This is a genomic window from Vibrio sp. PID23_8, from assembly GCF_003584965.1.
GTDB lineage: Bacteria > Pseudomonadota > Gammaproteobacteria > Enterobacterales > Vibrionaceae > Vibrio.
The window spans coordinates 105,348-130,464 of record NZ_LIXE01000002.1; the positions used below are offsets into that span (position 1 = coordinate 105,348).

The 25,117-nt window shown below is 45.7% G+C and carries 19 protein-coding genes and 4 pseudogenes; 9 read left to right on the forward strand and 14 right to left on the reverse strand.

The window, feature by feature from the left end:
* Positions 1–2 precede the first annotated feature (2 nt).
* From AK966_RS04345 to rpiB, 6 genes are all read right to left on the reverse strand, one after another.
* Entirely contained in the window at positions 3–1,004 is a 1,002-nt protein-coding gene (locus tag AK966_RS04345) for a dihydroxyacetone kinase subunit DhaK (protein ID WP_099079576.1), read from the reverse strand.
* Between the two features lie 16 nt (positions 1,005–1,020).
* Positions 1,021–2,031 carry a 4-hydroxythreonine-4-phosphate dehydrogenase PdxA gene (locus AK966_RS04350; RefSeq protein WP_099079575.1) on the reverse strand — a complete coding sequence of 337 codons (1,011 nt, stop codon included), beginning with the start codon at positions 2,029–2,031 and terminating at the stop codon, positions 1,021–1,023.
* 17 nt (positions 2,032–2,048) lie between these two features.
* Positions 2,049–3,332 carry a TRAP transporter large permease gene (locus tag AK966_RS04355; protein WP_119463605.1) on the reverse strand — a complete coding sequence of 428 codons (1,284 nt, stop codon included), beginning with the start codon at positions 3,330–3,332 and terminating at the stop codon, positions 2,049–2,051.
* Complete coding sequence (locus AK966_RS04360; protein WP_099079573.1) at positions 3,329–3,901, reverse strand: TRAP transporter small permease; 573 nt, start codon at positions 3,899–3,901, stop codon at positions 3,329–3,331. Before AK966_RS04360 ends, AK966_RS04355 begins: the two co-directional genes overlap by 4 nt.
* Before the next feature lie 79 nt (positions 3,902–3,980).
* Complete coding sequence (locus tag AK966_RS04365; RefSeq protein WP_099079572.1) at positions 3,981–4,964, reverse strand: TRAP transporter substrate-binding protein; 984 nt, start codon at positions 4,962–4,964, stop codon at positions 3,981–3,983.
* 39 nt (positions 4,965–5,003) lie between these two features.
* Entirely contained in the window at positions 5,004–5,450 is a 447-nt protein-coding gene (rpiB, locus tag AK966_RS04370; RefSeq protein ID WP_099079571.1) for a ribose 5-phosphate isomerase B, read from the reverse strand.
* A 437-nt stretch (positions 5,451–5,887) separates the two neighbouring features.
* On the opposite strand from rpiB, the pseudogene AK966_RS19875 reads away from it, so the two are divergent.
* The 3 genes and pseudogenes from AK966_RS19875 to AK966_RS04380 form a co-directional block, all read left to right on the forward strand.
* Positions 5,888–6,199: pseudogene (locus tag AK966_RS19875) on the forward strand (fructose-bisphosphatase class II); the annotation flags it as partial.
* A gap of 3 nt (positions 6,200–6,202) precedes the next feature.
* Positions 6,203–6,364, forward strand: a pseudogene (locus tag AK966_RS20410) (fructose-bisphosphatase class II); the annotation flags it as partial.
* Positions 6,365–6,403: 39 nt separating this feature from the next.
* A complete protein-coding gene (locus AK966_RS04380) occupies positions 6,404–7,378 on the forward strand; it encodes a sugar-binding transcriptional regulator (protein ID WP_099079570.1) in 975 nt (324 codons plus the stop codon).
* 64 nt (positions 7,379–7,442) lie between these two features.
* On the opposite strand, the pseudogene AK966_RS04385 reads toward AK966_RS04380, so the two are convergent.
* From AK966_RS04385 to AK966_RS04410, 6 genes and pseudogenes are all read right to left on the reverse strand, one after another.
* Positions 7,443–7,649, reverse strand: a pseudogene (locus AK966_RS04385) (IS256 family transposase); the annotation flags it as partial.
* Positions 7,650–7,983: 334 nt separating this feature from the next.
* Positions 7,984–8,754, reverse strand: a complete 771-nt coding sequence (locus AK966_RS04390; protein ID WP_119463606.1) for a phospholipase A — start codon at positions 8,752–8,754, stop codon at positions 7,984–7,986.
* A 158-nt stretch (positions 8,755–8,912) separates the two neighbouring features.
* Positions 8,913–9,338 (reverse strand): GNAT family N-acetyltransferase, encoded by a 426-nt coding sequence (locus tag AK966_RS04395; RefSeq protein ID WP_119463607.1) that lies wholly within the window; start codon positions 9,336–9,338, stop codon positions 8,913–8,915.
* A gap of 21 nt (positions 9,339–9,359) precedes the next feature.
* Positions 9,360–9,989 (reverse strand): class I SAM-dependent methyltransferase, encoded by a 630-nt coding sequence (locus AK966_RS04400; RefSeq protein WP_119463608.1) that lies wholly within the window; start codon positions 9,987–9,989, stop codon positions 9,360–9,362.
* A 105-nt stretch (positions 9,990–10,094) separates the two neighbouring features.
* On the reverse strand, positions 10,095–10,607 hold the full coding sequence (locus AK966_RS04405) for a protein disulfide oxidoreductase (protein ID WP_119463609.1): 513 nt from the start codon (positions 10,605–10,607) through the stop codon (positions 10,095–10,097).
* Positions 10,604–12,712: a protein-disulfide reductase DsbD gene (locus AK966_RS04410; RefSeq protein ID WP_119463610.1), complete on the reverse strand. Its 2,109-nt coding sequence runs from the start codon at positions 12,710–12,712 to the stop codon at positions 10,604–10,606. The genes AK966_RS04405 and AK966_RS04410 overlap by 4 nt, the downstream gene beginning before the upstream one ends.
* 130 nt (positions 12,713–12,842) lie before the next feature.
* On the opposite strand from AK966_RS04410, the pseudogene AK966_RS20415 reads away from it, so the two are divergent.
* A pseudogene (locus AK966_RS20415) lies at positions 12,843–12,994 on the forward strand (LysR family transcriptional regulator); the annotation flags it as partial.
* Between the two features lie 44 nt (positions 12,995–13,038).
* On the opposite strand, the gene melB reads toward AK966_RS20415, so the two are convergent.
* Positions 13,039–14,412, reverse strand: coding sequence for a melibiose:sodium transporter MelB (gene melB / locus AK966_RS04420; protein ID WP_119463611.1), 1,374 nt, complete (start codon positions 14,410–14,412; stop codon positions 13,039–13,041).
* Between the two features lie 373 nt (positions 14,413–14,785).
* Positions 14,786–16,903, reverse strand: coding sequence for an alpha-galactosidase (locus AK966_RS04425; protein ID WP_119463612.1), 2,118 nt, complete (start codon positions 16,901–16,903; stop codon positions 14,786–14,788).
* A 1,062-nt stretch (positions 16,904–17,965) separates the two neighbouring features.
* Here AK966_RS04425 and AK966_RS04430 point away from each other — a divergent pair.
* The 5 genes from AK966_RS04430 to AK966_RS04445 all read left to right on the forward strand — a co-directional run bounded on the left by AK966_RS04430 (position 17,966) and on the right by AK966_RS04445 (position 25,084).
* Positions 17,966–21,058 carry a beta-galactosidase gene (locus AK966_RS04430; RefSeq protein WP_119463613.1) on the forward strand — a complete coding sequence of 1,031 codons (3,093 nt, stop codon included), beginning with the start codon at positions 17,966–17,968 and terminating at the stop codon, positions 21,056–21,058.
* 152 nt (positions 21,059–21,210) lie between these two features.
* Positions 21,211–21,375, forward strand: coding sequence for a hypothetical protein (locus tag AK966_RS19880; RefSeq protein WP_182852606.1), 165 nt, complete (start codon positions 21,211–21,213; stop codon positions 21,373–21,375).
* A 169-nt stretch (positions 21,376–21,544) separates the two neighbouring features.
* A complete protein-coding gene (locus AK966_RS04435; protein ID WP_119463614.1) occupies positions 21,545–22,876 on the forward strand; it encodes a paraquat-inducible protein A in 1,332 nt (443 codons plus the stop codon).
* Positions 22,869–24,515 (forward strand): intermembrane transport protein PqiB, encoded by a 1,647-nt coding sequence (gene pqiB, locus AK966_RS04440; protein ID WP_099079561.1) that lies wholly within the window; start codon positions 22,869–22,871, stop codon positions 24,513–24,515. Before AK966_RS04435 ends, pqiB begins: the two co-directional genes overlap by 8 nt.
* On the forward strand, positions 24,515–25,084 hold the full coding sequence (locus tag AK966_RS04445) for a membrane integrity-associated transporter subunit PqiC (RefSeq protein ID WP_119463615.1): 570 nt from the start codon (positions 24,515–24,517) through the stop codon (positions 25,082–25,084). Before pqiB ends, AK966_RS04445 begins: the two co-directional genes overlap by 1 nt.
* Positions 25,085–25,117 lie beyond the last annotated feature (33 nt).

Sequence of the window (25,117 nt, forward strand, 5' to 3'; positions counted from 1 at the left end):
CTTTATTTCCTCAACGCAAATGATTCACAAGGTAGGTCAAATAATGTTTTTAGTTCGTCATCGAGCTTCATAAGAGTGATCGAGTAACCTGACATCTCTTGTGAGGTACAGTAGTTACCGACCAAGGTGTTATGTACTTTGATGCCGCGCTCGGTCAACTTGACGTGGGCACGACGGTTAGCAATCAGCAGCTCCATATAAGTCGAAGCGCCAAGGTTATTTACTAGCAAACAGACCTCGTCACCTGATTGGTAAGGCAGATCATCACACAGTTGGTCTATCAAGCGATCCACCACTTCATCTGCCGACGTCATTTTTTCGCGTGATACACCCGGTTCACCATGCAAGCCCATGCCGATTTCTAACTCGTCGTGTGGCAGTTCAAAGTTGAAGGTATTGGTTTGTGGAATCGAACCTGCCGATAGCGCAACACCAATGGAGCGAGTGTTATCACGAGCACGCTCTGTCACCGCTACAATCTTGTCGAAGTCATTGTATTGCTCAGAAGCCGCGCCTGCGATCTTCAGCACATACAAATCTCCTGCGGTGCCACGGCGCTCTTGAATTTTGTCTAACGGTGCTGAAGCCACATCATCCCAAACACGAATGGTGTGAGTTTTGATGTCATCATCATCCGCAAGCTCGGCCGCGATATCGAAATTCATATTATCGCCAGCGTAATTACCATAAATGTAAATCACACCTTTACCGTTATTGACCGCTTCAGTAGTTTGTAAAATCACGTTAGGCGCAGGCGCTGCAAAGATATCGCCGAGTGCCGCTGCATCCGCTAAGCCTCGGCCAACATAACCCGCAAATAAAGGCTCGTGCCCTGCACCACCACCAGTGACAATCGCCACTTTGTCTGATGGAAAATCTGTGCGCATCGCCGCGGTAATCCCCGGTAATGCTTCCAATTTTCCATTCATTGCCGAGAGCAAACCATCGAACTGCTCCTGAGCAACATTCATAGGGTCATTAATTAATTTTTTTGGCTTTCTCATATTCTTCCCTGCCCTACTACTGATTGTTAACTTGGTAGCTAGATGCCATACGGACCGTCAGCTTGAGTGCATTTTCCATCGCTGGTGTCGACGCGACATTCTTGCCGTAGATATCAAATGCGCTGCCATGGTTTGCCGTTGCAATCGGAATTGGGATCCCTCCTTGAACGGTCACACCACGATCGAAGCCCATCATCTTCAGTGCGGTTGCACCTTGATCGTGATACATGGATACGATTGAGTTCATGCTCTCTTTCTCCACCACCCACATCGTGGTATCACCTGGGAAAGGTCCGAACGCTTGGATGCCCTTCTGCTTAGCTTTCTCAATCGCTGGTGTGATTACCGTGATTTCTTCATCACCAAACAGGCCACCTTCACCGCCGTGCGGGTTAAGTGCTTGCACCGCAATACGAGGCTGCTCAAAACCAGCAGACTTCAAGGTTGTGTTCATCAACTCGATGGTTTCTAGCACAGAATCTACCGTGAGATTTTCCACCACATTCTTGAATGGAATATGCGAAGTCACGCGTCCAGCCCAAATGTCATCGACCACATTCACTTCACAGCCAAAACCGTGGAAGTCCGTCAGTTCTGCAAACCATGACAGTTCATCACGATGTGCTAGCCCTGCCATGTTCATCGCTTGCTTGTTCAATGGTGCGAAGCAGATACCATGTGTTTTGTGCGCTAACGTTAGGTCAACAGCAATTTTCAGTGTTTCCAGTACATAGGTACCACCTTGCGGCGTGGCTTGGCCGTATTCAATTGCATCCGCGTGAGAGCTTGAGAAGCTCAGCAATACAGGCTTACCCGACTGGAAATCTGCTTGTTCAAAGTTGTCGACCACATCGTAATCAAATGACACTTGCGCGATGTCCATGCCTTTGCGCAGTTCATACTCATCGGCAATGATCAGAATGTTTGCTTGTTGGCGGTTTGCTTCCTCAGCCAATACTTTTACTGCCACTTCAGGACCGATACCTGAAGGGTCGCCAAGTACAAGAGCAATAGTAGGTTTAGTCATTTTTCAAATCCTTGAAGTTATTTATACATGTAGTCTACAAAGCCAACAGACAGTGCTGGAACGTAGGTCGCAAGCATTAACACTGCGAACAGAACACCAATAAATAGAATGTTCACTTTAGTTACTTGCCAAATGTCACGCTTCGCTATCGAACACGCGGTGATCAGCACACTCGCAACCGGAGGCGTCTGCTGACCAATCGAGATATTAAGCGCAAGCATTATGCCGAAGTGGATTGGGTCGATCCCCAACTCATGAATCAGCGGTAATACAATTGGCACCGTTAAGATGATCGCTGCCGCACCATGTAGGAACACGCCAACAACCAGTAGCATTAGGTTCAGCATCATCAGCACAACGTATTTGTTTTCGGAGATGCTAAGAATGCCTGCAGCCATTGCTTGTGGTACTTCTTGCTCAGTTAGGAACAAACCAAGCACCGCTGAAGTCGCCACCAATAGCATCACTACTGAGGTACCCGTAACGCCTTCCATCATCGCTTTGTAAAACAGCTTTAGGTTCATTTCACGGTAGATGAAAACACTGATAACAATCGCAAGTAGTACTGCAATGCCCGCAGCTTCTGTGGCGGTCATAAAGCCAGAAAGAATCCCGCCTAGAATGGCGAACGGCAGAGTCAGTGCCCAAAACGCATCTTTAAATGCCACCCACAACTTACGTAAGCTGAACGACTCTTCACGAGGTAAATCGTATTTCACTGCGTAGTAGTAACATACCGCAAACATACCCGCCGCACCCAGTAGGCCAGAAATTATGCCAGCGACGAATAGCTGCGAGATCGATACGTCCGCCATCGCGCCGTAAATAATCATAGGTAGAGAAGGTGGGATGATAACCGCGAGTGAGGCTGAAGAAGACGTGACTGCCGCAGAGAAACTACCCGAGTAACCTCGTTTTTTCATTGCAGGAATCAAGATCGAGCCTAGCGCTGCAACGTCGGCTACCGCGGAACCCGAGATCTCAGCGAAGATCATCGATACCCCAACGTTAACCATTGAAAGGCCACCGCGGACAAAACCCACAATCGCGTTAACAAAATTAATCAAACGCAGCGAGATACCACCGGTATTCATCAATGCGCCAGCAAAAACAAACAATGGAATAGACAGCAGGGTAAATTTAGAGCCACCTTCAAACATCGCCAATGCCGCGTTATAGATCGCATCGATGCCCGATGTCGCTACCATACCAATCAGAGCTACAGCGCCAATCGCTATACCAATTGGAACGTTGATCATTACCAAGCCAATTAAACAAAATAGTACAACTAGCGCGCTCATTTCACAGCCTCCATGGCTTTAGCCATATCTTTTTTCGCATCCTTAATGGCTTCTCTGATCTCTTCGTTTTCTTGGTTTGAACCTAGGCGAACCCATGCCCATGCTTTAGGGAAAGAACACAATTGCGCCACAATGAACAGCACCGCACCAATTGGTAGTGCTGATTGCGCAAAGGCTAAAGGGATAAAATCTAGACTGGTTAGCGTCTCGTCACCGAAGATTTGTAAGATGTAGTAGCTGGCCCAAGCAATCACTGCAAAGAACGCAATGACGATGAATTCACTCAATAGGAAAATGGCTTTGCGCATACCCAGCGGCATATTAGCCACCAACCCACCAAAGCCCATATGCGTGCGCTTTAACGCACACAAAGCCGAGCCATAGAAGGTCAACCAAGCTAAAAGAATGGCCGACACTTCGTCGTACCAATGAAGAGAAGCGCCGCTAAACCGTGAAAAAACAGCGACAATAATAATGGTGCTTAATGCGATGAGAATCGTCATCGAAATCGTGATCAGCACTTTTTCTAGAATATTTGAAATTGTATTTATGCTAGCTAAAAAAGACATCGTAAGCCCTCGTAACAAGTGACAGCTAGACTGCGCTTTCCAGCGCAGTACTTAGAGATAAACGTTAGGGCGTTTTACCTTAGTTACTTGCCGCCAGAACCTTGTCTAACATCACCTTGCCGTTGTTTACGTTTTTCACGAAGTCGTCGTAGATTGGCTGACTTGCGCTAACAAAGGCATCGCGGTTTGCAACGTTAAGCTTCATACCACCCGCAACCAGCTTATCTTTTAGCTCGTTCTCAAGTTTTGTTGCTTGTTGATAGCCCCATTGCTGCGCTTGCTTCGCAGAGCTTTCTAAGATTGCACGAACATCATCAGGGAACTTACCATAGTGGCGTGCTCCCGCAGTGAGGTACGCTGGCGTGTACACGTGGTTTGTCACACTTAGGTAATCCTGTACTTCATGCAATTTTGCCGCGTAAATGTTGGTGTATGGGTTTTCTTGCCCATCGATAACACCAGTTTGTAGACCAATGAATACTTCACTAAAACTCATTGGCGTTGGGTTAGCCCCCCAGTTTTTGAACATTTTCACGCGCCATGAGCTGTTTGGCGTACGAACTTTCAAGCCTTGCAAATCTTCTGGTGTATTGATTGGGCGTTTCGCGTTAGTAATGTTGCGGAAGCCATTTTCCCAAAAGCCAATGACTTTGTAGCCTTTCTTCTCAGCTGCAGGCGCAATGTATGGCCAGAATACGTCTTGCTCAATTTTGGCAACGTGTTCACGGTCAGACACGAGGAATGGCAGTTCAAACAGTGCCATTTCTGATACGTGAGTTGGCAGTGTTGACGTTAGTAGCGCCAAATCCACTGTGCCCAATTTCAGTTTTTGTTGAACATCTTTGTCTTTACCTAATTGAGCTGCACCGAAGAACTTCAGGTTGTAATCGATGCCTTGTTTCTTAAACTCTTCGTTCGCAACTTCGGTGAAGTATTGAGTTGTGTTGTACTGGAGTGAGCCGACTTGAGCACTGGTTGCCACTTTCAGGTCTTCTGCAAATGCGTTAGTCGATAGTAGGGTTGTGATTGCAAGTGCAGTAAGCGTTAGTTTGGTATTTTTCATTTTTATTTCCACGTTATTCCATTAAACATTGAATCTAAATTAACTAATAAACTCTCTCTCGATCTCCTTGATTCTATTTAACTTTTCAGTAGATGGGCCATCAGAAAACTCAGAATCCAACCAAGTATCCAAAATCGACTTAGCTAACTCATGACCGATGACTCGCGCTCCCATTGTGATAATTTGAGCATCGTTACTTTTACGCGCTCGCTCTGCTGAAAAAGTATCGTGGCAAAGAGCAGCTCGAATGCCCGGTACTTTGTTCGCAACTATTGAGACACCAATCCCCGTACCACAGAGAATAATTCCGCGTTGATGTTTACCTTCTCTGACAGCAACACTGACTGTCTTTGCTATGTCTGGGTAAAGCTCTGCATTTTGTGGATCGATTCCATAATCAACAAATTCAATACCTTTCGAAGCCAAGTGCGATTTCAGGCACTCTTTCAACTCAATCGCCGCATCATCACAACCTATCGCTATCATGTTTCCTCCTGTTCATATGACCACGAAAGTTACAAATGATATTGGACCATTACACAGACAAATAACATATCAACATTTACCAAGTGGGATTTTGATCACTAATTAGTTACGTTTTGATAACAACTGCGTGATCGCCATAGCGCTGGATATTTAAATTTATAATTATGTGAACCGTAATAGCTAATTTTATATAAAAACAATTAACCCAATAAAAACAACAACATAATCTAATAAGTTCTATCTAAACAGCACCATAAGTAGAGCCTAAAATCTAATTTTAACTATGAAACACTCAGCAAGCATTCACTAAACCAATGCGCACATAACAATTAACCTTTGAACTGGCTATATCGTGTTCGTTTGTTTTGCATAATGAGCACATGTTTAGTAATCTGAACAAATGAACAACCATGAATACTTTGATAAGGACCTGTACCATGGATGAACTAGGCTTCGCTCTCGCACAAGTAGCCGAGCATGCCGCTTTAGCTGGCTACCAATGGCTTGGTAGAGGAGACAAAGAAAAAGCAGACGCCGCTGCTGTAGAAGCAATGCGCTTACAACTGAATTGAACTCAGGTCGACGCAACCATTGTGATTGGCGAGAGAGAAATCGATGAAGCGCCAATGCTATATATAGGTGAGCAACTCGGGCTAGGTGGTGTTGAGATTGATATCGCAGTAGACCCTATTGAAGGTACGCGCATGACAGCCATGGGACAATCCAATGCGCTTGCCGTACTCGCGGCAACCGGAATCACTAGGGGCGACGTACTTAACGGTGTTCATAAGCAGGGCCTATCACTAACTACCGAGACTCTACTTGTACAAGGCAAGTCAAAAAAGATTAGAATGTTCAAATCCACTCATGATTCACGCCTGCTAGATAATGAACTTGAGTCAGCCGCGATATAAACAAGAGCCGCATTAAGCAGCCATTTCACAAGGAACAACATGGAACTGAATAATATTGAACAGGCCGAAGAGACTAACCTACTCACCGAAATCTCGGTTGCGTATTACCAAGACGGTGCCACTCAGGAAGAGATTTCAAAACGATTTGGTTTATCTCGCGTCAAAATTGGCCGCTTATTAAAACGCGCAAGAGACCAAGGTATTGTCGAAATTAAGGTCAAGTACCACCCTGTATTTGGTGCCAAGCTGGAAGAACAGCTTAAAGAGCGTTTTGGCCTTAAGCGTGCACTGATCGCTCTGGACCAACCAACCGAAGACGAACAGCGGTCACTACTCGCCGGAGTGGTATCGACATACCTATCCGCGACTCTCAAAGACGGCATGGTCGTGTCGGTTGGCCAAGGACGAAATGTGTCTGCGGTATCGGAACATACCGGTATTGTGAACCCTAAAAAGTGTACCTTTGTGTCAAGTATCGGCGGGATTCACCCACGAGGCGGTATCCTCAATGCCGACCATATTTCGCGTCGCTTCGCTAAGACCTTTGGCGGGGTTAGTGAGACACTGTATGCGCCAGCGTATATCCGTAACCCTCAGTTACGTAGCGCACTACTAGAGGATGAAACGGTACAGCAAACCATGGACATTGCTCGTAAAGCTGATGTCGCATTGGTTGGTATCGGTGATTTGAACGAAAGTAGCTATATGGTCAACCTAGGATGGTTCTCAGTACAAGAAATGGTTGAGGCCCGTATTCAGCAAGGCGTTGTAGGGGAAGTTGGCGGTTATGATTTCTACGACATCAAAGGGGAAGTTCAGGACACAAAAATGAGTAATCGTGTCATTGGCTTAACCATTTCCGATTACCAGAAGATCCCTCAGGTTATCGCCATAGCCGCAGAAAGCAGTAAGCCATTATCGATTGTTGGAGCTCTTCGTACCGGAGCAATTGATATTCTAGCAACGAGCGTTGCCAACGCGATTACCATCTTAAATTTGGACGCGCAAAAATAGAAGTGCCAACTCAGTCGAGGTTTATAAACGAGGGTATTCAGGCTTCTGTGTCTGCTAATTTTAGTTAGATATCTAAGACTTCATCCAAGCGCCCCTCAAAGTGAATCGCCAGTTGAGACAATGTCATATTTCAGTTCTGGATTGGCATTGTCCATTTCTTAGATGCGTTTAATATCCTAGCATAAAGCGGCTTGAGCAAGCTATTTTCATTTGGGAACCCACCCTTAGTTTTGGTCAGTTTACGGAAGTGACGATGGACGGCTTCGATAGCAATCGCCTCTGGGAAGCCTGTAAGCCCATCTACGCAGGCGATAAGTTTAACTCTGCTAATGTTTTATTCTCTTTTAACGAAAAACCATATCGATAAAGCAAGCCTTCCGTTTCTCTCGCCGTGTAAAAAGTTATCCAAGGCTCCCCTACTTTCGCAGAAAAATGCTTTATTGCTTCCGCTCGCTCACTGCGTTGGGATAACCCTTACCAAAACAGGCTGCTGGATTTTCATCCAAGCATTTATCAACGTACAATATAAAAAAAGTGGCGCTTGTTTCTTGAGTCAGCACCGCGAGCTCTTTCATCGTCGACTCATACTTCTCTTTTCTCCGCGACTAGAAATCAAACGCAAACCCCGCTCCAAAGGCACTTTCATCAAAATCATAATTTGATATCGTCAGGCCATAACCAGTCTCCGCTTTCATGTAACCCCGCAAGCCCTGATAAACAGGGAAGTCCCAAGAGAGTCGGTAGAAACCGTATTGCCAATCTTTAGTAAACAAGTTCGCGACGGTGAGCTTTACTTCATTGTCATTGACTGGAAGCCAGCCTAGATCCAACTCACCGTAACCAAGATAGTCGACAATGCCTGGGTTGTAGTCTTTATTACCCACATCTATCCACGGCTTAACGCGCACAAAGCCTGTATCGAAATCCCATTTGGTGTCGAGATAAGCGCGGTTCCAGCTTACTTCGTCCGTGCCGCCAGCGCCATTAGACTGATGTTCAAAACCGAATGAAAGTTGCCATGGGTTAACGTTCCAACGGTAAAAAAGGTCAGGGTTGTATTGGTCATCCCGAAAGTAGGCAGAGTCGTCATACGCTTCCCAGTTCGAACGCTGTGTGTAAGCAGCAAACAAGCCATGATCGCCAAAAGACAATAGCTTGTATTTCATACTTATTTGAAATTGGATAAATACGTCCTTTGCGGCATGACCATTAGGGTTTAGCGGTGCAAAGCGCTTCTGGTTGACTTTCGACTCGGTATAAAACGGGAGTAAATAATTGTCGCTATGTGCGGAAAAACGGCTCTCACTGGCCAAGATTTGAGGCACTATTATTAAGGGAAGAGCCGCTACACCCGCCAGTTGTTTAAACGTAAACATTTCTATCCTTTTAAGGAACGTAATCCATTGATATGAGTATAGAAGAAACTAAATTTATCACTATTTCATTTTTTCACCGAATTGGGCCCTGCGTATTCCCCACCCACGCAAAGCACCGTTTGTGAACCAAATGATCATTCATTTTGTGCCATTCAAAATCATTTTTGATACACGTCTGGTTGCCATATCTGCATAAAGTTCTCAACTGGTTCTATTGGTTTAAAACCATATTGCGCATACAACCCATGTGCGTCACGCGTCGCAAGCATCATTCTGCGTAAACCTTGAAGCTCTGGATGGGCCACAATTTCAGAAATTAACCACTTACTTATGCCTTGCCCACGGTAATCTGGGAGCACGAAAACATCGGCGAGATAAGCGAAGGTGGCTTTGTCAGTAATAAGGCGAGCAAACGCGACTTGTTGATTCGACTCGGTAAACACGCCGAAACAAAAGGAGTTTCGCACCGCTTTATCTAGCGTGTCTCTTGGCAGTCCTTTTGCCCAATAGCTCTGTGAAATGAACTGATGGATGCAATCCAGATCCATCTCTGCAAAGGCTGTGCTAATGCGATATCCTTGCATGGTGTCCTTCCAGAAAGTTGATTAACTTGGCTTTCTTAGCTCCAAGAGCAAGTAACGGCATACATATCCAGCACCTGATGTGTAGCCAACAAGGTTTTCTAGTGATACGACTTCAAGCCCTGCATTTTGGCTGAATTCGCAGACTTCACTCTCGGTGTAAGCCGTATGTACAACCGTACCACTATAAGTGTTTCTCGGCAGGTCTTTTCCATCTGGGTCGTGACATTGGAAACTGATAAAACAGCGTCCGTCGGCATTTAGCTTATTAGCGATGCATTGCAGTAGCGACTGAGGATTGGTAAGGAATTCCGTGAAACCGAGTGCAGTAATGATATCGAAGGTTTGATTGAAAATCGGAGAGAAAGGTTGGTCTAGGTTATGGACGCTGACGCTTTGATAGAAGTTTGTCTCGCGTGCTTTATCGACCATTTTGGATGAAATATCCAAGCCGTGAAGAGTAGCTTCTGGGTAATGCGTTTTGATGACCTCCCCGATACTGCCTGTGGCACAAGCCAAATCGAGAGCAGAGACTTGTTTAAGATCGAGTGTTTTTAACTTTTCATCTACCCAATGTGGGCCAACGTATTGGCTGTCTTTAATTAGCTTCTGATAGCGCTCAGATACTTCATCATACATTTTGGCAACGTCCATGTTCCCTCCTTTATCATTGAACGTTGCCAATGTAGCACGCCATATTCACTTAAACACCTATGTTATTGTAAAAGCGTGAAAAAAGTCGACATGCTACACATTGATTTAGGCCATCCAGATCCTTGCTAAAATGCCTATTGGTGTCGTAACACCTGTGGTGATTGAGCTTACCTTTCCATCTTTTAATACATAGAGAGTCGGCGTCACGCTGATGCTCCATTCTTGCATAATGCTGCTTTTCGGATCGTTGATGTTGTCGAACTGGTAGTCTTTCGCCTGCATGAACTTTTGTACGCGCGCTTCCGGTCCGGATGCGCCGGATACTGCAACCACTTCATAGTAATCGCTTAACCAACTCACGCTTGGGCTAACAAACTTACACGCCGGACACCAAGTTGCCCAAAAGTACACAACCACTGGTTCTTCATGACTTTTGGCAATCACATCGACAAATTCGCCATCGGCCATGATCGCACTCAGAGGCGGCGCTTGCTCTTTAGGGATGTCTTTGGTGCGGTACCAATCCATGGCGACCGAAATCACGGTCACCATGAGCACCATTTGCAACGCTTGACTGAGCCAGTATTTGAGCGACTTGCGCTTTTTTACTGTGTTCACTTAATCGCGCCTCCGCTTGCTTGTTCGATGGCTTTCACCACCACATCGTCAGTCAGAATCACTGGCAGAGGAATCCCCTCTGGTGCTGCTGGACCATACACGATGTTAAATGGCACGCCAAAGCGACCGTGCGCACGTAAGAAGTCGGTCACTGAGCCGTTCGGATGTGTCCAATCGCCTTTCAGTGTCGCTACATTCGGACTTTGCAACAGTGAGTAAACCGGATCTTGCCAGATCACGCCGATCTTGTTGGCTTTACAGGTCACACACCAATCTGCGGTCACATCGACGAACACCACGCGGCCATTCTTAACATGTTCAGCAATCGCTTCGTTGGACAGTTTTTCCCAAGCCAAATCTTGTGGTAATGGCGTTGCCCAGTGATTGGCTGTCACGCTGCCGAGTACCAGACCACCAGCAATCAGAATCAACGAAACCGTGCCGGAAATTGCTAGCGCTTTATTGCCATAAATACGTTTAACACGGGCCATGATGACGATGAACGCAACCAAGCCGATCAGGATGACCCAAAACACAGGCAAGTGATTCGCCATCAGTGACAACAACCAAGCACTGGTTGCCAGCATCATGATGCCGAATACGATTTTCACGACATTCATCCATTGACCTGGTTTTGGCAGTTTCAACGCAATGCCAGGGAAAATAGCGACTAAGATCCAAGGTAGCGCCATGCCTAACGCCAATGCAGTGAAGATAGCAAACAGAGTCACCACGTCTGCACCCAGCGCAAACGCAACAGCAGTTCCAAGGAAAGGTGCTGAACAAGGCGTTGCTAGCAGAGTCGCGAACATACCTTGCACGTAATGTCCAAATAGCGAGTTATCGCCTTTCGAAGCTAACCAAGTATTCGTACCTGAAGACAGGCGAATTTCAAACAAGCCAAGCATGTTGGCACCAAACAGTCCGGTTACCAACAGCATTAAGCCTAAGAACCATGGGCTTTGAAATTGCATACCCCATCCGATAGCGTTACCTGTCAGTTTCAGCACTAAGATAAAGCCAGCCAATAACCAGAACGAGGTCAGAATACCTAACGAAGAAGCAATGAATTGCGTGCGAATTTGACGACGTTCCACCCCCTGCGCCGCCACAATACTGCTTAGCTTCATGCCCAGAACTGGCAATACGCAAGGCATGATATTCAAAATCAAACCGCCTAATAGCGCGAACAAGAATATGTTCACCAGTGAGGTACTTGGCAAAGCTTCAGTAATCACTCCTGTTTTTGCTTGCGCGGTTTCTTGTGCCAGCAAGTTGTTGTCTTTGATTGAGACGTAAATCGATTGGTTATCCAGCTCTACATCACCCAACCAAGTATTCACTAGGTAGTTTACGGTAAGCGTATTGCCCTTTTGATGCTGCCCTTCTAATTTGAAGCTGTAATCGCTGGTTGCTTCATCGACGCCATCAACCAACACTTCTGGTTTTTGCCAACCTTGTGAGTTGGTCAGTTTAATTTGCAGCTTAGATTGGTTTGCATCCCAGTTTGCTTCTGTCACTTCAACAAATGGCGACGCTTGAGGCACACTGCTGACCGCTTGCGCGTAGGTGAACATCACACCTTCATCAACTTGTAAGTCGGAAGGCAAGAAAGACAGCTGAATGTGGTAATCCGTCAATACACAGATCGTTGTACACGAAGACAACGTCAGGGTCGCATCAATCACCACTGGTTTGCTCATGTCTTCAACATGGAACGTCATCGGGAAAACGGTATCACCTTTGTAACCTAACGTCTCGACACCAAGTAGCTCGTACTTTTTCGGATAAGGCCACTGCCAATCTACGTTCGTCAGGTTCTGAGAGTTGTTCCACTTAATTGAGGGCGCAACGCCTCCCTCACCCGGCGAACGCCAATAGGTTTTCCAATCGCCACTGAGTTTGACATCAAGGTATCCCGTTACGGTTTTTGCTAGACGATCTTGCTGCCCGGTAAGCACCAGACGCGTTTGTACTGGCGGGTGTTGCGGATTCGTAAGCCATCCGGTATCCGTCGTTTTCGCGTGCACGAATAACGAAAACAAAGTGAGTGCTAACGTCAGGAAACAGCGAAACGAAGCATGGCTTAAGATCGATAGACGCATTGTGAACTCTATAACAGTGGAAACATGGGAAATCATACGTGAGCGTCACTAAAGCTCAAGAGTTCTTGTTTTAAGGAACACTAAATAAGAGTGATAATCTTAAGGTTACTCTTTCTTCAAGTCATTCAACATGCTCAATAAAATAACCTTGCTGACATTCGCTCGTTCGTTTTGATCGCGCAACTGGGTAATTTCACTAAAGCCGCTGAAGCTCTTTCGGTGTCACGTTCTCATAATATTATCCTTATAAAAAACGCCTCCATCTCTGGAGGCGTTTATCTTAGTGACTAAATTGGTAGGGACTACTTAAGTAAAATGCGTCATACCTAAGCTTGCACTGGAACTCTCTCTGCTTGAGTTTCTTGTTCAGCTTCCTCTTTATTGAAGCCTTCATGAAGATGGTAGTAACGTTGGTAAATCACGCCACTGATAGCCATCATGATTGCTGGTAGACCAATCATCATAAATTCTAGACCCATGATGGTGCTTGCTGATTGCTCAACGTTTGGTACGTAGCCCACAACAGATAGACCCACACCCACGATGAAGCCGCCCGCTGCACCTGCAAATTTCACTAGCATCGTTTGTACTGAGAAGATAACACTCTCACTGCGGCGGCCTGTTTTGTGCTCACCGTAGTCTACAACGTCAGCTAGCATTACTGTTTGAAGTGCGTTCGCGATACCTACGCCAAACTTAATTGCCGCACCCGCCATACCAATCATTAGCGCGTTTGCAGGAGCGATAAAGCCCATCAATAACAGAAGTACGCAAGATAAAATTGGGAAACCACAAGCGATAGGCCATAGAAGCTTACGCGGCAGCAATGAAGCAATACGTGGGAACAAGAACACACCCGCCACTTCCGCTGCGCCAGCTACTGCCATGTAAACTGGGAATAGTTCTGCGTTGCCGAGTGCGTAAGAGAAGTAGTAAATCGCAAAGCCACCAACTAATAGATTCGCAATTTGGAAAGACAAAACGGTACCGATCAGTGCTTTAAGCTGGTCATTTTTACCGATGATAGTCAGTACGTCTTTGAAGTTGAATTTCTCTGCTGGTTTCGCATTCGCCGGTGCTGCTTTCTCTTTTACGTTACGAGCAATCAAGAATGCGCTCATCACAAACAGAACCGCAATCAGCATCGCAACATTGAAGAAACCGTCGCCTTGGTTGCCGTTACCTAGCTCGCCCACAATGTGCAGACCGTAAGTACCAGTAATGAACCATGCAAGGCTTGCGAACAGACGTGGCCATACCACAAGTTTTTCACGTTCTTGGCGAGAGCTTGATAGCGCAGGAATCATTGACCAGTATGGGATATCCATAATGGTGTACGTTAGACCCCAAAGGATGTATGCCGCCGCTGCGTAGATGTAAAGCGTAGTGCCTTCAAACATGTGTGTACTGAAAAGGCCAACCAGCACTACTGCGTTTAAGAGCGTACCAATCACAATCCAAGGACGGAATTTACCGAATTTTGAGCGCGTGTTGTCAACGATCACTCCCATCATTGGGTCAGTGATGGCATCGATAACACGAGCGGCTAAGAAGATGGTGCCAACGAAAGCAGCAGACAAGCCGGCTACGTCAGTGAAGTAGAACATTAAGAAGATGTAGATAGGTGCACATGCAAAGTCTTTACCGAGTGCGCCAAGACCGTAGGACAGCTTGGTTTGTAGCGTAATTTTATCAGACATAATCGTTCCTTAGTGTCGTACTGCTATTCATTCCCCTAACTAGAATTCATAACGTCGACGTCTTTTATTTATATTTCGATACTAATGCTACTCACACACTGAATGCCTTACTGTGATCAAAAACCGCTTTATGGGAACGTTTACAGGCAAGTTTTCAAAATGAGACATCGAACAATATTTAGACCTATTAATGGGAGAATATCGTGTTATTTGGGCATTTTTATCAACACTTTACGTTCATTAAGCATGAGAACGATTTCAAATATCCAATTAAAACCAACGCAAAAAGCCGTACAACCTTATAGGTTGTACGGCATACGTTTACGGTTGATAAGCGATAGGTCTCGAATATCGCGAGGTTTAGGGAAAATTGTTAACTGATACGCTCAAACTTCACCAACATTGCGCTTTCTGCATCAAGAATTGGCATGGTTAATCCGATCTCTTCACACCAAGCTCCTGAGAGTTCACAGCCTGATTCAGTCCAAGGCGGTTGGTAGTTAACAATGTCACCGTAATTCGATGGTTTATCTAACACAGACACTCGGTATGTCGCCTTTGGCTCTAACCCCGGTACTCGTAAGTGACCACTCAATGAGTTGGTTGGCATCGCGAGCTGAGCAATCATCACCACCGCTTCCGATTGGTCATGAGAAACCACCGCATGAATTTGATGTGCTTTATCGTCGGTTGGGATTCGCCAAGTTCTGCCGCTGTGTAGCAATGGACGCAGCATTTTGTGCAGCTTGATGTAGCGTTCAAAGCCTTCTTTTTCCACTTGTTCTTCTTTCACTGGGTCAAGCTCAATCCCCATATGACCGAACAGTGCCGTAAGCCCTCGGAACTCGATACTGTGACGACGGCGTGTACTATGACAATGACTCGCACCAATATGGCTACCCATCACTTCTGGCGGGAAGAAGTAGCTCATACCGCGTTGAATGGTTTGACGCTCAAGTGCGTCGTTGTTATCTGAAGCCCAGAATCGATGAGTCCGTTTCAGCACTTCAAAGTCAATACGACCACCGCCTGCCGCACAAGATTCGATCTCGACATTTGGGTGTTTATCACGAACTTTATCCACTAAGTCATAGTAACGTTGGGTTTGATTGTGCGCAGACGCCTGACCTAGATGCGCAGGCTGAACGACTTCACGGTTCATATCCCACTTAATGTAGGCGATATTGTAAGTCGATAAGAAGTGATCCAATCGCTCAAACAGGAAGTTAAACGCATCATCATTTTGTAGGTTAATCACATATTGATTGCGACCTGTTGGCTGCTCGTAGCCGTCAACTGCCAACAACCATTCTGGATGAGCACGATATAAATCCGAATCTTTGTTGATCATCTCTGGCTCGAACCACAGACCGAATTCCATGCCGAGCTTATTCACGTGTTCAACAATCGGCTGTAAACCATGTGGATACTTAGTTTCACATAGAAACCAATCTCCCAATCCAGCTTTATCACCATTGCGCCCTTTGAACCAACCATCATCAATGATAAAACGTTCAACACCCATCTCCGCCGACTGGGTTGCCATCGACATGATGTATTCTGGATCGTGGTCGAAGTAGATGCCTTCCCACGTATTGAGGTGGACCGGGCGAGCCTTGTCTTTAAAATCGCTTGGTAAAATAGTTTCGCGAACATGCGAATGGAAATGATGGCTCATGCCATTGAGGCCAGTATGACTGTGACTCGCATACAACCATGGAGTGGTTACACTTTCCCCCTCGTTCAGCGCAACTTCCCCTGGTAAATATATAACTTCCGCTTGCATGTATCGACGGCCATCCGCTTTTACATCCACACGCAATCTGTGGTTGCCACTCCATGCAAAATGAAAGCCCCACACATCACCACTCATTTCATCAAAGTGCGCGGTACCCGCAACAAGCGCTGGGTAATGTTCATGTGAAGTACGTCCACGGCGGTTTTCTTGTTGGTAACCGCCTTGCAATAAAGGCTGGCGAACCGTTTGGAACTCGTGCACCCAACGGCCGTAGTAGGTCATCAACTCATTTGCACGAGCGGGTAAAGGTAAGGTATTGGCAAGACGGTTGACTTGGTAAACGCCCGATTTAACGTTAGTCAATGTATGGCGAGTTTTCACAACATCGTGTGCATCTAGCTTGAGCTCTGTCGTTAAATGTAAACCTGCAATGATGTCTTCGCTTGCGATCACTAAACTATCTTTCGTCTGTTGGACATCCGTGATAACAAACACAGGAGCCCAATCTTGCCCGTTTCGGTGCCCCTCTACGCCAGGACTACTAAACACACCGCGACCTAGTTCAGGGTGCAAAGTCATTGATACGTCAGCATCTAGACGTCCGTATGGCACAGGGCGATGCAGAGCTAGACGGTAACGTTCAAGATCACCACTGACTTTTTGTCCCCAATGTAGGATCTCGGCGTACTCACCTAACTCTACAATCAATTGCGTCTGCTGACCTGCTAGCTCAATCAGTGCTTTATCCATCATCTTGTCTTACCTTGGAACTGGAAATTACGCAGCATCATAATGGAAAAAACAAAAGAATCTGTGAGCAACGCCAAAATCATGGGAACGTTTACAAATTATTTTTTTAAATTGTATGCCTCATCGCCAACCCTTACTCCCGCTTATATTACGCACCAATCAGTTGATAAAATCTAATTTTCTTTGGTTACTGACTCCTTTAACACCTGCACGTAAAAAATTAAAAACCTGATTTATTAAGAATTTTCCATTATTCAACTCACTACCTCACCGCAACAAAAGAATAAATAAGGCTACAAATCACTCAGTTGAAAGCCTCACCTCTTGAAGTGGTTAACCGACCGCCGTATTCTTGTGGCTTAGAGATTCTTTATGAAGTGTCTCCCTTGGGTCCTAACTCAAAATCCCAGTTTGACGATGCGGCAAATGCTCGTGTGCAGTGCGCCCGCGAACCATTTGTTGTATATACTTCCTTGTCTCACATGCCCAGTTGATTTCAATTGGGCTCTCTTTCCTTCTCTGTCCTTACTCACAATAAAAACATTATAAATCAGAAACATAATACAGATTAATCTTTGTTTTATTTTTAAATCTCCTACATTTAAAGATAACGATTTCAACTAGCAAGAACAAAAAGCAACCTCAAACCACCTTCAAAACCTCCATTTATGTGACCCAAATCACACAAAATGGTAATACCCCCCTCATTACGACAAAAATGCCAACCTTGTCATGTAAACGTTTCCAAAGTTTATTTACACTGCATAGCGAGTTAGGACTCATATAAAGCATAAATCCATAAATAAAAATAAAATGGAGACACTTCATGAAACAAAAGACGTTGATAAAAACCCTTTCACCTCTTGGTGCGAAATTCGTGATCACCGGTCGTCAATATCTACCGCTCACTGCAGAGTTTTAACCCTTTAATTATCCTTTATTTTGCTGCCAAAAATTCAGAGAACAACACCTGAACGCTTCACGACAGAAATGCAAACTCGCTCGCTTCTGCACCTATTACGGTAACGAAACAAAATTAGAAACAAAAAGTTAAGTAGGAAAACCATGAAGGCATTTTCAGAAATTATCCAAAGACGCGACTGGGAAAACCCGCAATCAGTGAACATTCACTGTCTTAAGGCTCACAGCCCTCTTTCCAGTTTCAGCTATATTGACCATGCCCGCGACGGTATTCAAGCCCAGCGTCAATCGCTGAACGGACAATGGAAATTCAAACTGTTTGATGCGCCAGAGCAAGTTGACGGCGAATTCATCGAGTCACAATTCAATGACAAAGACTGGGACGAGATTACTGTCCCTTCAAACTGGCAGATGCAAGGTTACGACAAACCGATCTACGCCAACGTGAAGTACCCGTTTGAGGTGAATCCCCCGTTTGTCCCTAGCGATAACCCAACCGGTTGCTACCGCACTACGGTGTCACTTTCTGAAGCAGACTTGTCGAACACGCAGCGCATCATCTTTGATGGCGTGAACTCGGCTTTCCACCTCTGGTGTAACGGTACTTGGGTTGGCTACAGCCAAGACAGCCGTCTGCCTTCTGAATTCGACCTAACGCCTTACCTTGTTGCAGGAGAGAACAACTTAGCCGTCATGGTGATCCGTTGGAGTGATGGCAGTTACCTAGAAGACCAAGATATGTGGTGGCTAAGTGGTATCTTCCGCGATGTGACTTTGTTGTCTAAACCACAACACTGCATTGAAGATGTATTCATCACACCCGATTTAGACGCATGCTACCGCGATGGTTCACTGTCGATTGTGACCTCTATTTCTGCGCCAGATAACTTCCAAGTTCAAGTTCAGCTATTTGATGGCGAACAAGCTGTGACAGAGCCACGCATCGACCGTCCACACAACCGCCGCATTGACGAACGTGGTACTTGGGATGACGTGGTATTCCAAACTCTGCACGTACGTGAGCCAAACAAATGGACGGCGGAAACACCGAACCTTTACCGCTTAGTTGTTTCACTGTTGGATGAAAACGGCACGCACTTAGAAAGCGAAGCGTATCAAGTCGGTTTCCGTAAAGTGGAAATCACCGATGGTCAATTGAAGCTTAATGGTAAACCTTTGCTGATCCGCGGCGTTAACCGTCACGAACATCACCCTGAGCTTGGTCATGTCATGACGGAAGAAGACATGATCCGTGACATCTGTTTGATGAAGCAATACAACTTCAACGCGGTACGTACCGCGCACTACCCGAACCACCCTCGTTGGTACGAGCTATGTGACCAATACGGTTTGTACGTGTGTGATGAAGCGAACATCGAAACTCACGGTATGCAGCCAATGAACCGCCTATCGAGCGATCCACAATGGGCGCACGCTTACATGAGCCGCTACACCCAAATGGTGATGCGCGATAAAAACCACCCTTCGATCATCATCTGGTCTTTAGGTAACGAGTCTGGTCACGGCAGTAATCACAATGCCATGTACGCTTGGTCTAAAAACTACGATCCTTCTCGCCCAGTGCAGTATGAAGGCGGCGGTTCAAACACCACAGCGACCGACATCATTGCGCCAATGTACGCACGTGTGAATACCGACATCGAAGACGAAGCCGTGCCTAAATGGGCAATCAAGAAATGGGTGTCACTACCAAACGAAACTCGTCCTTTGATTTTGTGTGAATATGCACACGCGATGGGCAACAGTCTGGGTAGTTTTAATGACTACTGGGAAGCGTTCCGTGATTACCCTCGCCTACAAGGTGGCTTTATTTGGGATTGGGTGGACCAAGGCTTGAGCCAATGGGATGAAAACGGCCAACACTTCTGGGCTTACGGCGGCGATTTTGGCGATGAAATCAATGACCGTCAGTTCTGCATCAACGGTTTGATCTTCCCAGATCGCACGGTTCATCCAACGTTGGAAGAAGCAAAATACTGCCAGCGCATGATCACCGTGTCACTGCAAGAGCAAACCAAAGACGCTTGTACTCTGTTGGTGACGAACGAAAACTTGTTCCGCGTTACTGATAATGAGCAATTGAACTGGTCACTATTGGAAGATGGCAAAGTCATCCAAACAGGGTCGTTCGCACTTAACGTGGAAGCCGATAGCCAAGCAAGTATTGAGATTGCCCTTAACTTCACGCCAAAAGCGCAGGCGCAATATCACTTAAATACCGACGTTACTCTGATTGCGGCAACGCCTTGGGCAGACGCAGAACACGTAGTCGCTTCTGAGCAAATGGCGCTACGCAATACAGCAGGCCTTGCTATGCCAGCGTTGGAAGCGCAACCAGCACCAATGCTAACGCAACAAGACAGCACAATTTTGGTTTCTAGCTTGGATGAAAAACATCAATGGCGTTGGGATAGCCAAACTGGCTTGATGACCGAGTGGCATGTCAATGGCGAAGCACAAATACTTGCTGCACCACAAGATAACTTCTTCCGCGCACCATTGGATAACGACATCGGCGTCAGCGAAATCGACAACGTCGATCCAAACGCTTGGATGTGTCGTTGGGACATGGCGGGTATCGGCCAGTGGGAACGTCAATGTGTCGCTTGCTACAGTGAAACCCTGGCGCATGCAGTAAAGGTGACCTCGACCTTCGCTTACCATTTTAATGGTGAAGTACGAGCGATCACGACTTGGACGCACACGCTAAGCAATAACGGTGAAATGGCGTTGGCTGTCGACGTGAAACTGGCTGATGACCTGCCACCAATGCCACGCATTGGTTTGGAATTCGAACTGCCATTGAATGATCAAAACGCACCAATCACTTGGCGAGGTTTAGGCCCATTTGAAAACTACCCAGACCGTTTGGCAGCGGCACGTTTTGGCCTGCACACACAAACGCTTGAGCAAATGCACACACCGTACATTTTCCCAACCGACAGCGGTTTGCGTTGTGGCACGCAATGGTTGAAGGTGAATGAGTTAGAAATCTCAGGCGACTTCCAGTTCAGTGTGAGCCAGTACGCTCAGCAGCACTTAGCAGCAGCGAAGCACACCAATGATTTGGTCGCAGAAGAGAAGATTTACGTACGCCTAGATCATAAACACATGGGTGTTGGCGGTGATGACTCATGGAGCCCAAGCGTACACAAGGAATTCCAGTTAACGGACAATCAATACGCTTACAAAGTGACGTTCAAACCAGCTCAATAGTCGATTGATGAGATAAACACAAAACACGTCAGTGTGCTTAATCCCCAAGTTTCGGCTTGGGGATTTTTTGTTCAAGCTAGGTTCTATTTGCTTTAAAAGCTTGATACATCGCCACTATTCAAACTTGGGTATTTGAGTTCATTCGCCTTGCATTGTTAAATGAAGAATATATTGAATACGGCGAACCAGACGAAACTGGCGGCGAACAAGCCATGGTCAATTTGCTAGCCAATCATCAAGCACCAAAACACCCTGAGCATAAGCTTTTCATGCCGATTCTCGTCAGACGTTCTTCTGTTGGTAGTATCACGGCCTAATAGCAGCAAAAAATGCCAAGATATTCCCAAGCTGCCTCACGATACCTTGGTATGTAACGCGACTCTCTAAGCATCAGAAGTAAGATGCTTGTAAGACTCGCTATGTAAAACAAGCGCATATTTAAAAAAAGGAGTATTCTTAGATATAAAAGTCCGAAATAGTTACTGAATGAGCATTCAACCCAATTCACGTCAATTAATTGCCTGCGAAGAGTGCGGCTTAGTCGTTCGTATCCCGGACATTGAGCAAGGCCAAAAGGCACAATGCCCTCGCTGCGAGCACTCGCTAACCAAGATCAATGCCAAACCTTATCAGAGCATTATCGCGGTATCTATCGCCTGCCTGATTATGCTGGTTTTAAGCGTTTCTTTCCAATTCATGTCTTTTAGCGTGCAGGGATTATCGCAACAGATTACCTTAATGCATGCAGCAGAAATGCTCGCAGAATTTCACTATGCTTTACTCGGTGCACTTTTGCTCGCCACGGTTTTAGTCCTGCCCGGCATCTATATCAGCCTTATTCTGTTTCTTCATCTAGAAGCACTGAAAACACACCAACGCACATTATCTCGAAAGCGCCAACGTACGGCGAAAGTGCTATGCAGAATTATCTTCCGTATCGAGCCTTGGCTGATGGTGGATGTATTCTTGATTGGTGTATTAGTGAGCTTGGTAAAAATCGCTGCCTTGGCCGAAGTCGGCATGGGGAACTCCTTCTGGGCGTTCTGTTTGTACGCGATACTCGTAGTGAAATGCATCTCAATGGTAGACCGGAGTTGGTTATGGGGGCACTTCATCCCTGTCATTGAATTAGCCAATGTCAAAGAAGGGGACACTCACCACAGCCACAACCACATCGGGTGCCATACTTGCCACCAAATAAACCCTATTGAAAATAAAAAGCACCAAAAGTGCATTCGTTGCCAAAGCCCGATTCACAGATACAACCCAAGTGATAATCTTCAAAAAGCATGGGCGCTGCTGTTTGCCTCGGTGATTTTCTATATTCCTGCCAATTTGTATCCCATGATGTACACCGTCAGCTTGGGCAAGTCAGTAGGTTCAACCATCATGGAAGGAGTAATATTACTGTGGCATCTGGGTTCTTATCCCATCGCAATGGTGATTTTCTTTGCGAGTATTTTTATTCCAATGGCGAAAATGCTGGCGCTAGCTTGGCTCTATTACAATGCCCAAAAAGCGCAGTATTTACCGCCAGAGGAAAGCATATCGCGCCTTAAAGTTTATCGCATGACCGAGTTTATTGGCCGTTGGTCAATGATCGATATTTTTGTTGTCGCTATCTTAGTTGCGCTAGTTCAACTGCATAACTTAATGGCGATTTACCCAGGCCCTGCGGCGTTATCATTTGCTGCAGTAGTCATTTTAACCATGCTTTCTGCCATGACTTTTGATTCACGTTTGCTTTGGCAACTACCTCAACATAATACGCAGAAACCACGAACGAATAACTTAACTGAGAAAGCTAAATATGAGTGATGATAATCAGGCAACCGCTCAAATAAAGCCTAAGAAGCAAGTTTCTGCGATATGGATTATTCCTATCCTAGCACTCGCAATGGGGGCGTGGATGTTATTCCAATATATAACCAGTACTGGCCCTGAAATTACCTTAGAGCTTCCAACCGCTGAAGGGATTGAGGTTGGCAAAACGGACATTAAAGCGCTGAACGTTAAAGTTGGCACCATTACCAAAGTAACGTTGAGCAAAGATTATGACCACATTATTGCCACGGCGCAGATGGATCGTGACGCAGTTCGAATGTTACGTGACGATACATTATTTTGGGTCGTTAAACCAAGGGTTGGCCGTGAAGGCGTTTCCGGATTAGAAACACTACTCTCAGGCGCTTACATACAACTGCAACCTGGAAAATCCGGCAAAGAGAAACGAAAATTTACTATTTTAGATACGCCTCCTGTTGCTCCGCCTGATGCGAAAGGCCTAAGAGTGGTATTGACTCATCCCGAGGCGGGAAAACTCGGCGTGGGCGACCCGGTCATTTATAAAGGCTTTACCGTAGGACGCGTAGAAAAAACCAGCTTCGACGTGAAAGATAAACTTGCGCATTATCAGTTATTTATTCTCCAGCCATACGACAACCTGGTTCGAACTAAGACAAAGTTTTGGTTAAATTCCGGTGTCGATTTACAGCTTAATGCTAATGGTTTCGACTTAAAATTTGGCTCCTTAGAAAGCATATTAACAGGGGGGGTTACTTTTAGCATTATTCCTGAAAATAGTATCAGTAAACCCTTAACCAAAGAATTAGTGCATTTTCGTCTTTACGACGATATTAAGCAGGTACGTGCAGACATGTACAGCAATTACGTTGACTTCGTTATGCTGTTTGATGAATCCGTTCGCGGTTTGAAAACAGAGGCCCCCGTAGAATATCGTGGTTTAAGAATTGGTACGGTGATGAAAGTCCCGATGGATTTATCACATAGTAACAACGAGTTTTCCGTAAAAAATATTCCCGTTCTTGTAAGAATTGAGCCAGGACGTATCTACGAAAACTTCAATCCAAGTTTATTACAAGACTTTAAACGCGAAATAATGTCTGAGTTTTCCAAGGGCTTGCGCGGCACGCTAAAAACTGGCAGCTTGCTGACTGGTGCATTATACATTGAAGCTGACTATTACTCTGATGAATCTAGTTACACTGCAAGTGAATACTCAGGTATTGATGTATTTCCGACTAAACGCGGCAGCTTTGCTCAGGTTCAGATTCAGATCAATGATTTTCTTAAAAAAATAAACAACTTACCTTTAGAAGATGCACTTTCCTCACTCAGTACAACATTGAATACAACCGATAAAACCTTGGCTTCAATCCAGCAAACGGTAGCCAATGTAAACCAATTGCTGACCTTGAATGACACTCAACAGATTCCGAAAGATATTCGCCAAAGCCTCCAACAACTGCAAAAAACGCTAGATGGCTACGGCCCCAACTCAACCATGTACAGTGAAATGGAATCTACGCTGAAAGAACTTGAGCAAGTCATGTCTGAATTCAAACCAGTGTTGAAGCAGCTTAATGAAAAGCCAAACTCTTTGGTATTTGGCGAGGATGACGTCAAAGATCCGATCCCAGTTAGAGGGCAAAAATAATGAAACGTGGACTTTTATTGATTTCCGCCCTGCTAGCCGGTTGTAGCAGTGCACCGGAAGAAACCGGAGCCTTGTATGTATTACCGGAAGCCAATGTAGTAATGATAAGTAATAGCGTGATCGCACAGCGACCTCAACTCGTTGTGTATCCCGTCGAACTTGCGAGCTATCTGGCAGACAGTGGCATCGTGTATCGCACTTCAGAAATGCAAATCATTCAAGCAAAACACAATTTATGGGCGCACAGTATTTCAGAGCAAATTACTCAACGCGTGATCGATGAACTGCGTGCTAAACAAAGCCAATATTGGCCCGTTGAAGTGGATAACCTGCTCGCTCAAAGCAACGAGAGTAAGCTACAACTGACACTCAACAAATTCAACGGAAGCTACCAAGGCAATGCTGAACTTGAAGGTGAATGGCGAGTGATCAATGCCGATGGCAAAGTAACAACGAGAGCCCCTGTAAGTATCTCAGTGCCTTTGCAAGATGAGGGCTACGATGCCTTAGTCGATGCTTTGTCAACGGGTATACATCAGCTAACTGACCAAATGGCTAAGAATATATAGCGACACATTGCCTGACAGAAACGAAAAAGCCCT